This window comes from Flavobacterium sp. Root901 (assembly GCF_001429765.1).
Taxonomy (GTDB): domain Bacteria; phylum Bacteroidota; class Bacteroidia; order Flavobacteriales; family Flavobacteriaceae; genus Flavobacterium.
Map to the genome: position 1 here is coordinate 19,824 of NZ_LMJB01000009.1, position 13,696 is coordinate 33,519.

At 34.7% G+C, this 13,696-nt stretch carries 11 protein-coding genes and 3 tRNA genes; 9 read left to right on the forward strand and 5 right to left on the reverse strand.

The features are described 5' to 3' along the window. Positions 1 to 71: 71 nt before the first annotated feature. Entirely contained in the window at positions 72 to 1,025 is a 954-nt protein-coding gene (locus ASE21_RS17430) for a transketolase family protein (RefSeq protein WP_057124008.1), read from the forward strand. 78 nt (positions 1,026 to 1,103) lie between these two features. On the opposite strand, the gene ASE21_RS17435 is transcribed toward ASE21_RS17430, so the two are convergent. Further along, positions 1,104 to 2,234 carry an FKBP-type peptidyl-prolyl cis-trans isomerase gene (locus ASE21_RS17435; protein ID WP_057124009.1) on the reverse strand — a complete coding sequence of 377 codons (1,131 nt, stop codon included), beginning with the start codon at positions 2,232 to 2,234 and terminating at the stop codon, positions 1,104 to 1,106. A 79-nt stretch (positions 2,235 to 2,313) separates the two neighbouring features. Here ASE21_RS17435 and ASE21_RS17440 point away from each other — a divergent pair, with 79 nt between their 5' ends. Both ASE21_RS17440 and ASE21_RS17445 read left to right on the forward strand, forming a co-directional pair. After that, positions 2,314 to 2,703, forward strand: coding sequence for an RNA-binding S4 domain-containing protein (locus ASE21_RS17440; RefSeq protein ID WP_057124010.1), 390 nt, complete (start codon positions 2,314 to 2,316; stop codon positions 2,701 to 2,703). 102 nt (positions 2,704 to 2,805) lie between these two features. Further along, positions 2,806 to 3,306, forward strand: coding sequence for a phosphoribosyltransferase domain-containing protein (locus ASE21_RS17445; protein WP_057124011.1), 501 nt, complete (start codon positions 2,806 to 2,808; stop codon positions 3,304 to 3,306). Here ASE21_RS17445 and ASE21_RS17450 read toward each other — a convergent pair. Continuing rightward, positions 3,298 to 3,816, reverse strand: coding sequence for a shikimate kinase (locus tag ASE21_RS17450; RefSeq protein ID WP_057124012.1), 519 nt, complete (start codon positions 3,814 to 3,816; stop codon positions 3,298 to 3,300). The two genes, ASE21_RS17445 and ASE21_RS17450, sit on opposite strands and share 9 nt — an antisense overlap. Before the next feature lie 127 nt (positions 3,817 to 3,943). Between ASE21_RS17450 and ASE21_RS17455 the strand changes: the two genes are divergently transcribed. The 4 genes from ASE21_RS17455 (at position 3,944) to ASE21_RS17470 (ending at position 4,677) form a co-directional block, all read left to right on the forward strand. Then, positions 3,944 to 4,016: transfer RNA gene (locus ASE21_RS17455), tRNA-Lys, on the forward strand. Positions 4,017 to 4,056: 40 nt separating this feature from the next. Then, positions 4,057 to 4,129: transfer RNA gene (locus ASE21_RS17460), tRNA-Lys, on the forward strand. Between the two features lie 44 nt (positions 4,130 to 4,173). Next, positions 4,174 to 4,256, forward strand: a tRNA-Leu gene (locus tag ASE21_RS17465). A gap of 211 nt (positions 4,257 to 4,467) precedes the next feature. Next, the gene (locus ASE21_RS17470) at positions 4,468 to 4,677 is read left to right on the forward strand and encodes a hypothetical protein (RefSeq protein WP_057124013.1); all 210 of its coding nucleotides are present in this window, start codon (positions 4,468 to 4,470) and stop codon (positions 4,675 to 4,677) included. A gap of 85 nt (positions 4,678 to 4,762) precedes the next feature. Here the strand turns inward: ASE21_RS17470 and ASE21_RS17475 are convergent, their stop codons facing one another. The 3 genes from ASE21_RS17475 to ASE21_RS17485 are packed head-to-tail and all read right to left on the reverse strand — an operon-like array spanning position 4,763 to position 10,640. Continuing rightward, positions 4,763 to 7,900, reverse strand: coding sequence for a T9SS type A sorting domain-containing protein (locus tag ASE21_RS17475; protein WP_057124014.1), 3,138 nt, complete (start codon positions 7,898 to 7,900; stop codon positions 4,763 to 4,765). 36 nt (positions 7,901 to 7,936) lie between these two features. Beyond that, a complete protein-coding gene (locus tag ASE21_RS17480) occupies positions 7,937 to 8,698 on the reverse strand; it encodes a LytR/AlgR family response regulator transcription factor (protein ID WP_057124015.1) in 762 nt (253 codons plus the stop codon). A 10-nt stretch (positions 8,699 to 8,708) separates the two neighbouring features. Further along, positions 8,709 to 10,640: a tetratricopeptide repeat protein gene (locus ASE21_RS17485; RefSeq protein WP_057124016.1), complete on the reverse strand. Its 1,932-nt coding sequence runs from the start codon at positions 10,638 to 10,640 to the stop codon at positions 8,709 to 8,711. A 343-nt stretch (positions 10,641 to 10,983) separates the two neighbouring features. Here ASE21_RS17485 and ASE21_RS17490 point away from each other — a divergent pair, with 343 nt between their 5' ends. Both ASE21_RS17490 and ASE21_RS17495 read left to right on the forward strand, forming a co-directional pair. Beyond that, positions 10,984 to 11,487, forward strand: coding sequence for a tetratricopeptide repeat protein (locus tag ASE21_RS17490; RefSeq protein ID WP_057124017.1), 504 nt, complete (start codon positions 10,984 to 10,986; stop codon positions 11,485 to 11,487). A 137-nt stretch (positions 11,488 to 11,624) separates the two neighbouring features. After that, complete coding sequence (locus ASE21_RS17495) at positions 11,625 to 13,694, forward strand: CotH kinase family protein (RefSeq protein WP_082603501.1); 2,070 nt, start codon at positions 11,625 to 11,627, stop codon at positions 13,692 to 13,694. Positions 13,695 to 13,696 lie beyond the last annotated feature (2 nt).

The window sequence follows — 13,696 nt, forward strand, 5'->3', positions numbered from 1 at the left end:
TTTAGTCTCGATGTCAGTTACAGCCATGAGCTTAACCATACTTGGAGACATAGCATCTCAAAAGAAACAAAATGAAAAAATATACAAATACAGGAAGTAAAGATACCCGTTCTGGTTTTGGAGCGGGAATGACTGAATTAGGTCAAAAAAACGAAAATGTTGTAGCATTATGTGCCGATTTAATTGGTTCATTAAAATTTGATGATTTCAAAAAAAATCATCCGGAGCGTTTTTTCCAGATTGGAATTGCAGAAGCGAATATGATTGGTATTGCTGCAGGTTTAACAATTGGAGGAAAAATTCCATTTACAGGAACTTTCGCCAACTTTTCAACAGGAAGAGTTTACGACCAGATCCGTCAATCTGTTGCTTACTCAGATAAAAACGTAAAAATCTGTGCTTCTCACGCTGGTTTGACATTAGGAGAAGATGGTGCAACCCACCAAATCTTAGAAGATATCGGATTAATGAAAATGTTACCAGGAATGACCGTAATCAATACTTGCGATTACAACCAGACTAAAGCCGCAACAATTGCATTAGCAGATCATCATGGTCCTGCGTATTTACGTTTCGGCCGTCCTGTTGTGCCTAACTTTACTCCTGCTGATGAGCCATTCGTAATAGGAAAAGCAATTTTATTAAACGAAGGAACTGATGTAACTATTATTGCTACAGGTCACTTAGTTTGGGAAGCTCTTATTGCTGCAGAAGCTCTTGAAGCAAAAGGAATTTCTGCTGAAGTAATCAACATTCATACTATTAAACCTCTTGACAAAGAAGCGATCTTAAAATCAGTTGCAAAAACTAAATGTGTCGTTACTGCAGAAGAGCACAACTATCTTGGAGGTCTTGGAGAAAGTGTTTCGGGAGTATTAGCGTTGAACAATCCAACTCCACAGGAATTTGTTGCAGTACAAGATAGTTTTGGTGAATCTGGAACTCCGGAGCAGTTAATGAACAAATACAAATTAAACAATCAGGCGATTGTTGAAGCTGTAGAAAGAGTTATCAAAAGAAAATAATTTTCAGTTTTCTTACTTTATAAAACAAAAAACCTCGAAATTGAATTTCGAGGTTTTTTTATGAATTTAAATTAAAGTTTATTTTCTTGGAAAAGGATATGTTTTATCCAAATGAATTCTTAGTCTTCCGGCAGCAGTATAATCTGCAGGCACATAACTCTTAGGATTTGTTATTGATTCCGGAAGAGCAGGATTAGCAAGAGCACCTGTTGGTCTTCTTGGAATTCCTCTTGGCTCAGTTTCATCTGTATTTGGCGTGTTTGGATTATCAGCAACCGGATCCCAAGGATAATAGGTGCTTAAACCATTAAATACTCCATCTACCCATCCAACCTGATTGGTAGGTTTTGTAACTTCATAATAGGTAGAAAAACCATCTCCGTCATCATCCGTATCAACAAAATCAGCAATACCATCGCCATCTGTATCATCTTTCATAGTCGCCGGCGGAGTTGGGAATTTTGTAGTGTTTCTTAAATCATAAACATATCCGTCACCGTTTATATCTTCGTTCACATCCAAAACACCATCGCCATCATGATCTAATCTTTGCAGATCAAACAATTTAAAACTAAATACTAAAGGAGAATAAGCAGGAATATTGTCTGTACCGCCTCCATAATAAGCAAGACCAGAAGGTAAAAACATTACACCAGCTCCATAATCTTTATAAGTTATTGTACCATCCGGGCCGGCAGCATTTGGCGTACCGGTTTTGAATTGCGGGAAAATCTCACCCCAGCCATCAATTACGGCCTGAGAAGAATTCATATATAATTCAAAACTTCTACCTAAACCGTAAGACGAATCAAACTGTGTTCCGTTTAATAAAGTTCCTCTGTATGAAGCATTAATTCTGTCACTGTTTAATGGAGATTGTCCTACACCTTTGTTCAGAATCAAATAATATACCTCATAATCAACATCATTATTATAAACTTTTCTAATCTGTAAAGGATACGTTGTCTGATCCCATATAGAAACCTGTGTACCGCCCGCAGGGATTTTTTCAATCGTAATATCAAAATTAGCCGTTACTTCCTTTATATAATTAGTCTTTAAATACTTAACAATCGAATCCTTATCAGCTGCATATTGTACCTTATAATCCCTTAAAGGAACTTGTTCCGGTTCATCTTTGTCTTTGTTACAAGAAATTATAGTGATGCTTGCAATTAGTAAAACAAAGTAATATTTAAATTTATTCATTATTGTTAATTTTTTAGGTGCGCAAGATACAATATTGATTTATTTTTGTAAAGAATTTAACTTCTATTTTAGAAAAATTATGAGAATAGATAAATACTTATGGTGCGTGCGTTATTACAAAACACGAAACATGGTAACAGAAGCCTGCAAAAAGAATCAGGTTACTGTTAACGGGCAGGTTGCAAAACCATCAAAAGAGGTTTTTCCTACTGATAGAATTACCTTTAGAAAAGATCAGATTACACAAATTATAACCGTACTGGATATTCCGGAAAATCGTGTCGGAGCCAAACTTGTTGATATATATCGTAAAAACGAAACACCTCCGGAAGCTTACGAACATTTAGAGTTATTAAAACTTTCTAAAGAACATTATCGTAAATCCGGAACCGGGAGACCTACAAAGAAAGACAGAAGGGATATTGACGATTACGGCAATGACTTTATTGATGATGAAGACGAAATCTAAATCTCAAATTTTTTAAATTCCAAATTCCAACCTCAACAAAAATTGGAATTTGGAATTTAAAAAATTTGGAATTTATATACTATTTTAGCAAAAAAATAAATCATGAGCAAAAACATCATCTTAACCAACCAGGAAATCGAACACAAAATAAAACGTATCGCTTATCAAATTTACGAGACATTTGTTGACGAAGAAGAAGTTGTAATTGCCGGAATTGCTTCCAGCGGTTCCGTTTTTGCTCAAAAAATTGCCACTGTTCTAAGCGATATATCTACTCTTAAAGTTTCGCTTTGCGAAGTAAAAGTCGACAAACAAAATCCGCAGTCTCCTATTCAGACATCTTTATCTGCAGAAGAATATTCCAATAAAGGATTAGTTTTAGTTGATGATGTCCTAAACTCAGGCACTACATTAATTTATGCTGTTCGTCATTTTCTGGACGTTCCGCTTAAAAAATTCAAGACGGCAGTACTTGTAGACAGAAATCATAAAAAATACCCTGTAAAAGCCGATTTTAAGGGAATTTCATTATCAACATCTCTATTAGAGCATGTTCAGGTCGTTTTTGATGAAAACGGCGGCGATTACGCATTTTTAAGCTAGAATTTCTAAAATATCCTGAACCGTCTCATCGACAGTTTTATTATCTACCACCACTTTATGCTGTGCGTGATTATAATAAAAGCTCCTGTCGAATAAATGTTTGGCGATAAACTCTTTCATTTCTTCCTCCTCCATATTGGCAATTAAAGGTCTTTTACTTTTATTGTACACTAATCTATTGTATAGAGTTTCGATTGAAGCTTTTAAATAAACAGAGGTAATATCATCTCTTTGCAATAATAAATGATTATTGGCGTAACATGGAGTTCCTCCGCCTAAACCAATAATGCTATTTTCTGAAGACTGAAGTAATTCCAGAAACATTTGGTGTTCTAATTTCCTAAAATAGATTTCTCCATGCTGCTCGAAAATCTCTTTTATAGATAAATTTGCTTTTTTTTCGATGCAATTATCTAAATCAAGAAAAGGAATATTTGTAATTTTTGATAAGTTTTGGGCAATTGTTGACTTTCCGCAACCCATATATCCTAATAAGACGATTTTTTTCATTTTAATAAAACCCTATAAATTAAGGGATTGTAAACTTTGGTTAAAAAAAGACAAATTTATAATAAAATTGCTTGCAAATAATAAAATAAACTCCTTATATTTGCACCCGCATTCAAGAAACGAATATGACTCGATAGCTCAGTCGGTAGAGCACATCACTTTTAATGATGGGGTCCTGGGTTCGAGCCCCAGTCGGGTCACAAAATTTGTGATTTACAAAATAAGTTTCTTGAAAGCAATGACTCGATAGCTCAGTCGGTAGAGCACATCACTTTTAATGATGGGGTCCTGGGTTCGAGCCCCAGTCGGGTCACAAGAGGTCGAGTAATTTATATTACTTGACCTTTTTTCATTTTTGGCCATGTGGAGAAACGGTAGACTCGCCATCTTGAGGGGGTGGTGCTCGTAAGGGCGTGAGGGTTCAAATCCCTCCATGGTCACAAAGCCTGAGAATAAATTTCTCAGGCTTTTTTTTTATTCTAAGATTTTATTTTTTACAAATCAATATTTACTACTAACTTCAATTTGAATTTCACTGACATAATCCTCCTAAAATAATCCAAAAAGCAAAAAAACTGAAGAATTTATTACATTTGATAAGTACCTTATTACTTCAATATTCTTCATTGATGCTTATGAAATTTAATATCTATGAGTAAGATAAATTATAAAATCCAATTTATTTTATTTGTTATATGCCTTTTCTTTATAGGATTGGGTATATTTCAAGTATCAGATGAAGGATTGAAAACCGGAAATGAACTTTTTTGGCAAATTTCTCACTTTGTCCCATTTGTAATGGGAGCAATAGTTTTTGGTGTCAATTTATATTCTAAACACATTCAAAAATTTAAAGTTTAAAAAAATAAAAAATCATAAAAAAAGCCTCTCAAAGTCGTAAAACTTTGAAAGGCTTTTTAAACCAGAATAAAATCTGTACCTAAATTTATTCCTTAATTATTTTTTCAACAGAAATTCCTTTTTCAGAAGTGATTCTGATGAAGTACAAACCGTTTGATTTATCTGAAAGATTAATTTTAGAACTGTTTTTATTTTCTATTACAGACTGTAGTATCCTTCCCTGAACATCAAACAATTCAATTCTTTTAATTGCATTCTCACAATTGATAAACACCTCTCCTTTTGTTGGGTTTGGATATATTCTAATAGTGCTGTCTTTTTCAAAATCTTTATTCCCCAGCGATTTAAAAATAGTTTCGGCTGTGTTGGTATCAATTGCTTCGTTGTAATCAAAATAAATGCTGGCTTCTTTTTCTACGGCATCGCCTGAATTAAGTGACGGCAGTGTTTTTATTTTAAACAGAATATTTCCATGGCCTCCAACCGGCGGTGTTTTTGATACACTCAGATTAATTTTAGCAAAGATAAACTCGGCGATATTTCCTTTAATCACAACCTTTACAGAATGGGACGCATCTAACAACTGAAGCGAATTAATATCGTATTTCGTTTCATCGATAACTACTTTTACCACTACATTTTCAGCTTCGGCAGTTCCTGTGTTTTCAAAATTGATTCCGTAATGCAGGTAATCTCCAATTGTCGATGGCGAAACGTTCTCACCCTCCAGACAAGTAATATCATTTGGATCAAAAGAACCCACTATTTCCTGATTAAAGACAAATTGATTATCTGCCGGAAGAATGTCTCCCGTAACTGGATTTATCGTCGCAGTAAAGCTTAAAATATCGCCAATATTCGCAGGCGGATTTTGAACCGGACTATTTACATTTAATCCAACATAAATTCTTCTGCTTTCAAACGGAAGTAAATCAGAATAATTCCAGCCCATTACACCCGGAGTCTGAATGTTTGGTGCCAGCGTTGCGATTCCGTAATGCAGTATATTTTGATTGTATATAAAATCAACTGTTCCATTTAGCGTTTGGTTTCCCTTATTTCGAATCAAAATTTCATACCAGGCCATAAATCCGGGTTTTGCAGGATATATAGGCGCAATTACAATTTCAGCATCGCTGTTTACTCCTGATGCGCTTACGCAAAAGTTTTGTATCGCAGTATTATTATTGTTATCTGCAAATGAAACCGCTGGTGCTAGTGGTGAGATAGAAAACAAAGCAGGATTTTCAACCGCTGTTAGTATATTAAAATTTCCTGCATCGGTAAAGAAGGTATATTTTCCATTAGCATCTGTAAAGGTTGAACTTATTAAAGAACCATCAATTAAATTCACTTTTACATTGGCTTGTTTAGAATCGGCAGCGTCGCATCCATTATGATCAACATCAAAAGCAATTGTTCCTGTTATGGTATTATAATTCCCGCCCGGGTTAAAACTGCAATACGAATTTACAACAACTGAAGTCAGGCCTAAACCGGTTAAATAACTTTTTGTTTCGGCAACATTGGCGTCGTCCTGACAAACAAAAATTAAGTTTGGATTTCCTGTATTGATAAACAAATCTTCATCACGTCCATTCTTCGCAAATATCATTTTTAAATCCTGATTGTCATTTACGGTCAAAGACTGAAAGGTTAAAAAATTTGAAATATCAATGTTTATCAATCCTGTTTTGGTAATGTTTAAAATGGCAATATTTGGCGAATCAGAGAAATCAACAGCCGCTAAAGGCATATCAAAATAAGAAACATTATTTAATGCGCTGCATCCCGTTAAATCAATGGAGTTCACATTATTGTAACTACAGGATAGCGTTTCTAAATTGGTTAACCCGGATAAATTCAAAGAAGTAAGAGGCGCTTTTTGAACATTTGTTCCGGCAAGTGTAAGCGTTTTCAGTGCGCTGCATCCCTGAACATTTATGGAGTTCAGTACACTGCTGGTACTGCTGATGAATGTAAGCGAACTGCAATTTGAAAAATCCCCGGTTACCAACGGAATATCCTGAACAGCTAAACTTTTTAAAGCTGTACATCCTGAAAGTTCTAAATTTGATGTTGGATTATTATCCAGTTCCAAAATTTCCAAATTGGTATTTCCTGAAACATTTAAGGAAAGGATTTGATTAGAATTCAGATACACATTTTTTAAACTGACTGCACCCGTTAAATTTAAATTTGAAATAGAATTTGTTGCTGCTCTGAGGTCAGTAACATTTGGAGACGAACTCAAATCTAATGCCGTTAACTGATTGTTACTACAGTCTATAGCAGCAAGCGCAGAACATCCTGTTAAATTTAAAGTAGTCAGCGTATTGTTTTTTACATTTAATCCCTGCAAAGCGCTGCAGCCTGATAAATTTAAAGCAGTCAGCAAATTATCCGGGATTTGTAAATTTTGTAAACTCGAGCAATTTGAAAAATCTGCTGTTGTTATTCCGTGATACAAAAGAAAAGTCGATTGTGGAAAGTTGAGCAATGTACAGCCTGCAGCATTTATGTCTGTTAAAGTTGGATTGTCAGTTATTAAAAATGTAGTTAGTTTTGTTAATCCGGAAACATTTATGCCTGTCAGTTTATTGTTTACGGCATTAAAATATTCTAAGTTGGGGCAGCCGGTTAAATCAAGTTCAGCCAAAACATTATCTTCTAAATACAATTGTTTTAATCCTGAAAGACTTGTGAAATTTAATATCGAAAAAACCGGATTTTGCTGTGCTGCAATATTAGAAAGGCTGGGACAATTAGAAATATCTAAAGAAGTCATTACCGGATTTCCCATAAAAGTAACACCCGTTAAACCATTCATTCCGGAAACTGATGCTGTGGTCAGTGTCGGGCTTTTCACGTAAATTGTTTTTAAATTCGGCATCCCGGTCAAATTAATAGAAGTCGTGCTGATTCCGTTAAAACCTAATTCAGTTACATTTGCAAAACCTTCAATTCCCTGGATATTGGTTACTGAATTTGCATTAGCACCTTCTATCCATAGTTTATCGATTAAAGCCGCTTCTGATACCTGAATCTGGTTATCAAAATTAGTATCGATTCTCGTTACCGCCACGCCTCCCGAAAAAGCCGTAAAATTTGCCGCACCGCCATTTACCAGCATTGCTTTAAATGTTGGATCAGCAAAAGTCAAAACCTGAGCTTTTAATATAACGGTGAAAAAAAGTAAAAATATGGGTAATTTTTTTCTCATAACTAATGATTATTTTTTGGTTATTGGGGATAATAATTACAGGGCATTTATTAACTCCTGAAGTTTTTCTTTTTTACTCTGTGCAATCGGAATATTCGAATTATCGGCCATAATTACATAACCGCCATCGGTTTTTATATACGATTTCAGGTAAGACAAATTGATCAGATGCGATTGGTGAATACGTTCAAAACCATGTTCAGAAAGCAGTTCTTCGTATTCTTTAAGTGTTTTAGAAATTAAGATTGGTTTGTGATTTTTAATAAAAAACTGCGTGTAATTAATTTTTGCTTCACAGCGAATGATATCCGAAACTTCAAACAAATGAATTCCATCGCTTGTAGAAAGCGCAATTCTTTTAAAATTGTCTACTTTTTTTCGAATATTTTCCAGCAGCAAATCAATGTTCTCAAAAGAATTATTTTTTCCAACGGCTTCTTTTATTTTCGCCATTGTGTCTTGCAATTCTTCCGGATCAACAGGTTTCAGGATAAAATCGAGAGCACTAAATTTAAATGCTTTTACAGCGTATTGCTCGTGCGCAGTGATAAATACGATGTGTGCATTTAATTTTCCGTTTACTTTATTTAGTCTTTCGAGAATATCAAAACCCGTTCCGTCGGTTAAATGAATATCCAGAAAAATAACCTGAGGCCTTAGTTTTTCAATAACGGCAATTCCGGTTTTTACACTTTCGGCTTCGCCAATAATCAAAATATCATTTGTGTAACGTTCTAAAAGCGCTTTTAAACCCGTTCTCAAATGTTTGTCGTCCTCTATTAATACTGCTGTTATCATTTGTTTGGTATTATGGTATATATTGAACAGGCAGACGCAATACGACTTTTGTCCCTGTTTTTTTATCGTCAGATTTTAATTCGATGATTTCTATTTGTGCTGATTTGGAGGTTATGGATTCCATGATTTCCAAACGTTTCTTTGTGATTCCCAAAGCCATTGATTTATGGGCTGTGACGGAGTTTTCTTTTAAATGTCTGGACTCAGACAAACCGATTCCGTCATCCTTAATCGTGCAGATTAACTGCTCGTTTTCTACATCAAAATCAACTTCAATTTTTCCGGTTCCTTCTTTAGGCACTATTCCATGAAGAATAGCATTTTCTACAAATGGCTGAATCAACAGAGGCGGAAGCCCCATATTAAATTCAACTTTTTCGCTTGACTTAATTTCAAACTCAAATTTGTCGTGAAAACGAAGCTTTTCCAATTCCAGATAATTTTGCAGGCTTTCAATTTCTTTATCAATCGGAATCAGTGAACCTTTTGAATATTCGAGTGTAAGCCGCATCAGCTTGGAGAATTTAGATAAATATTTCAATGCAGAGTCAGTTCCGTTCTGAACAATAAAACTCGAAATCGAACTCAGGCAGTTAAATACAAAATGCGGATTCATTTGCAAATGCAGTGCTTTCTGTTCGTACTCGGCAACTTCTTTTTTTAGTGTAAGCTGGCGTTTTACCTGCATTCGGTTATAAATTACCAGGATCAGGGCAATTAAAAGCAAGGCACCTAAAATAGAGAAAACTATAAACTGAATCTGCCTTTTGTTTTTTTCAGACAATAACGCTTCTTTTTTCCTGTATTCGTAATTGACTTCTGCCAGTGCAAATTTCTGACTTGTAGTTTCGTTAATAATGCTGTCCCGGGCTTCAACATAATTTTTATAATGAAGCAACGCCGCTTTAGGATCATTTAAACCTTCGTACAATTCGCTTAATAATTTTTCAGAATGGTATGTCTGGTCCAGGACCCCTATTTCTTTGGCGTAAGCCAATGACTTTTCTGCAAAAGGCATGGCTTCTTTATATTTTTTTTGATCCTGAAGCAGACCTGCAATATTGTATAAGGAAAGTGAAGCACCAAATTTATTTTGCAATTCTTCATACAAATTCAATGATTTTATATAATATTCATTGGCAAGATTAATGTTGTTTTCTTTTTTATAATAATCGCCCAGATAATTGCATAAAAGGGCAAAGCCGCGTTTATTGTCATTGCTTTCAAAAAGTTTTTTTGCTTTTTCATAGTACAGCAAAGCGTTTTTATTTTGTCCGGTTTCAAAATAAATCGCACCAATGTTTGTTAAAGTAACGGGCGCATTTTGTTCTCCTAAAGCCGATTGAATTTTAGATGCTTTTTTTAGATATTCCAGTGCTTTTGAATAGTTTTGCTGCGATTTATAAATAATTCCAATATTGTTCAGAGCTTTAGAAACACTGCTTTGATCCTCAATTTCCTGATATAATCTTAAAGCTTCTTCGTAGTTTTTCAAAGCCAGAATCTGATTGCTTAATTCCGAATAAACCACACCGGAACTGGCATACGTGCGTGCCAGGCCGCTTTTTACTTTTTTACCGGAATCTTCTTCTAATAGTTTTTTAAATTCCCGCTGTGCTTTTTTAAAATATTGCAGCGCATTTGGATAATTTCCTAAAATGATCGAAGCATTTCCTTCATTAACGTAAGCAGCTGCAAGTCCAAAAGTAAAACCTGATTTCAAGCTTAAACCTGCTGCTTTTTGAGCATAAAACAAAGTCGAATCGGGGTTGATTTCTTTATACAAATCGGCAATTTTATTATACTGATTGACTTTTGAAGTGTCAATTTTAGTATAATGCAGCATTCTCATTAAGCTGTCGATCTGCACATTCTGAGCATTCGAAATCTGCCAGGCAAGAAAGAAAAAAAAGAAAAATATTAGACGTAATTTTTGGCTCACTATTTTTTATTTTGCTTGTTGTGAGACAAATGTATAATATGTTTTCTACTCTCATGACATCAATTATTATTTATGAGGTTTCATTTATTATTTGATTCTTTTCACTTATTCAAAATTCAAAAACACAATCAAAGCCTTAAAACATGGTTTTTGCCTGGCAGAAATCTAAAGCAGACAAAAGTCTGGACTTGCTGCAGCGATGGACTTATGTTGAACAAAAAATAATCCTTAAGGTAGATTCCAAAACAGAATTCATAATTATTTTACCAAAGAATTTCTTTACAAAAACAAAACTTTACTAAATTCGTCTGAAATAATTAATCACTAATCCCAAATTAGTTTTATGAAAAACCTACTATTATTATCATTTATTATGATAAGCTTTTCGTCGTGGTCACAAACCGCAGAAATTTATTTTAATAAAGCTTTTAACAAGGCTGCAGCCGGAAATTACAAAAGCGCAATTGCTGATTACACAAAAGCCATTGGCAAAAATTCAAAATTCGTTGAAGCTTACCAAAATCGCGGTGTCGCCAAATACCAATTGAATGATTTAAAAGGTGCAATGGACGATTTTAACAAAACCATCGAACTCGACGACATGAATGCTGATGTTTTTACGGGACGCGCGAATGTCAACTTTAAATTATCAAAATTTAATGAAGCTGTCAAAGACTGTACTTCGTCACTGGCTTTAAATCCAAGAGATTATATTGCTTATAATTTAAGAGGTTTGGCTTACAATAAAATTGGAGATAAAGTAAATTCATGCAAAGATTTCTCGAAGGCTATCGAATTAGGAAGCCAGAGTGCCATAAAAAACAGAACTTCTTTTTGTAAAAAATAAGTAAAATTTGTAATAAGAAAAAGTAATCTGCAAAAGAATGTCTTTTCAGATTACTTTTTATATCTAATTCGTAAAAAATTAACGCACATCTTTAAATAATTAGGTTATTGTTACATTTGTTACAAACTAACCTGACCATGATAAACCACTACTTCTCAAAACCTTACACAAACAAAAATCTTTTTATTGTATTGATCTTCTTTTTTTCAATGCATACAAAAGCACAAACTTTTACAGACAGCAATTTACCCATTGTTGTCATCAATACTGATCTGGATCCTAATACCGGTCAGCCAGTTGAAATTCCCGACGATCCGAAAGTACTGGCAGCAATGAAAATTATAAAAAGAACAGACGGAAGCAGGAATTATTTAACCGATATTGACAACCCGGCTTATCTTAATTATAATGGAAGAATTGGCATTGAACTTAGAGGGTCAACTTCGCAGTCGCTTCCTAAAAAGCCTTATGGTTTTACTACTTTAAAAGCCAATAATACCAGCAATAACAATGTAAGCCTGCTGGGAATGCCGGCCGAAAATGACTGGGTTTTAAATTCCTTAGCTTTTGATCCGTCGTGTATCCGGGATTATATTTCCTATAATTTATCGCGTCAAATTGGCGATTATGCCTCCAGAACAGTTTATTGTGAAGTAATAATCAACAATGAATATAAGGGATTGTACATTTTACAGGAAAAAATAAAATCGAATGTAAACCGTGTCAACGTAGTTAAAATTGCAGATACAGATAATACACTTCCAAATCTCAGCGGAGGATACATTACCAAAGCCGACAAAACCACGGGCGGAGATCCTGTTGCATGGACAATGTCGTCTTACAGCGGTTCGGTAGATTTTATTCACGAATTACCAAAACCTGAAAACGTAACCACACAGCAAAATGATTATATTAAAAGTCAATTTTTAAGTTTAGAAACAACTTCAAATGCTCACAATACAGATTTGGCAGCAGGATATTCTGCTGTAATCGATGTTCCTTCTTTTATTGATTATATGCTCTTATGCGAATTGGCTTCAAATGTAGACAGCTATCAATTTAGCACCTATTTCCATAAAGATAAAGAAGGAAAATTGCGTGCCGGCCCTATTTGGGATTTTAACTTATCATACGGAAATGATTTATTCATGTGGGGTTATGACCGAAGCAAATATAATGTATGGCAATTTTCAAATGGAGATAACGAAGGCGCTAAATTCTGGCAGGATTTGTTTAATGATCCTGCTTTTAAATGTTATTTTTCTAAAAGATGGAACGAGCTTACACAGCCCGGCCAGCCTTTAAACTACAACAGCCTGAACCAGTTTATCGATCAGACTGTAAGTTATATCAGTGAAGCCAAAATAAGAGAAAACCAGAAATGGGGAACAATCCCAGACGATGCTCTGGAAATAAATAATCTAAAAACATTTTTATCCAGCAGAATTTCCTGGATTACCAGCCAGTTAGGAAGTTTCAGCAGCTGCAGCAATATCGAAACCCCTTCGCTTGTTATTACAAAAATAAATTACAATCCGGGAGTTTCGGCAAATTTTCCAACCGGCAATGATTTAGAATTTATAGAAATCAAAAACACAGGAAACACAACGGTAAACTTAACCGGAGTTTATTTAAAAGAACTGGGACTTTCGTATCAATTTCCTGCAAATTCAACACTGGCGGCAAATCAGACACTTTACATCACTAGCAGTAAAAGTACTTTTGAATCCAGATATGGCATAACCGCTTTTGGTCAGTTTTCAAGAAATCTGTCCAATACCTCTCAAAAAATTGTTTTAGCAGACGGATTTGGAAACACCATCGACACTGTCGAATATTCAAATACAAGTCCGTGGCCAAATGCTGACGGCAACGGAAGCTATTTACAGCTTTCGAGTACAGACCTTGACAATGCACTGGCTTCGAGCTGGACTGCAGTTTCTGATAATAATTTAGCCTTGACTGAAAATCCTGAATTAAAAAATGTAGTTTTATACCCAAATCCGATAAAGAATTCCTTAACGATTCAGGCTTCAAAACCAATCCTGAATTATAAAGTATATGATGTTTCAGGACGTTTGGTATACGAATCGAAACAAGATTCAAATACAATTAAAACAGATTGGAGCGCCTATCCAAAAGGAGTTTATTTCATTTCGATTTCAAATGAAAACGGATCCAGCACCAAAAAAGTAATCAAACAATAACA

What these genes read in the sequence shown, in the direction of transcription:
- ASE21_RS17445 (WP_057124011.1), top strand. Translation starts at nt 2,806, where the DNA reads ATGAGCAAAAACATCATCTTAACCAACCAGGAAATCGAACACAAAATA.
- ASE21_RS17440 (WP_057124010.1), top strand. Translation starts at nt 2,314, where the DNA reads ATGAGAATAGATAAATACTTATGGTGCGTGCGTTATTACAAAACACGA.
- ASE21_RS17480 (WP_057124015.1), bottom strand. Translation starts at nt 8,698, where the DNA reads ATGATAACAGCAGTATTAATAGAGGACGACAAACATTTGAGAACGGGT.
- ASE21_RS17490 (WP_057124017.1), top strand. Translation starts at nt 10,984, where the DNA reads ATGAAAAACCTACTATTATTATCATTTATTATGATAAGCTTTTCGTCG.
- ASE21_RS17495 (WP_082603501.1), top strand. Translation starts at nt 11,625, where the DNA reads ATGATAAACCACTACTTCTCAAAACCTTACACAAACAAAAATCTTTTT.
- ASE21_RS17430 (WP_057124008.1), top strand. Translation starts at nt 72, where the DNA reads ATGAAAAAATATACAAATACAGGAAGTAAAGATACCCGTTCTGGTTTT.
- ASE21_RS17435 (WP_057124009.1), bottom strand. Translation starts at nt 2,234, where the DNA reads ATGAATAAATTTAAATATTACTTTGTTTTACTAATTGCAAGCATCACT.
- ASE21_RS17475 (WP_057124014.1), bottom strand. Translation starts at nt 7,900, where the DNA reads ATGAGAAAAAAATTACCCATATTTTTACTTTTTTTCACCGTTATATTA.
- ASE21_RS17450 (WP_057124012.1), bottom strand. Translation starts at nt 3,816, where the DNA reads ATGAAAAAAATCGTCTTATTAGGATATATGGGTTGCGGAAAGTCAACA.
- ASE21_RS17470 (WP_057124013.1), top strand. Translation starts at nt 4,468, where the DNA reads ATGAGTAAGATAAATTATAAAATCCAATTTATTTTATTTGTTATATGC.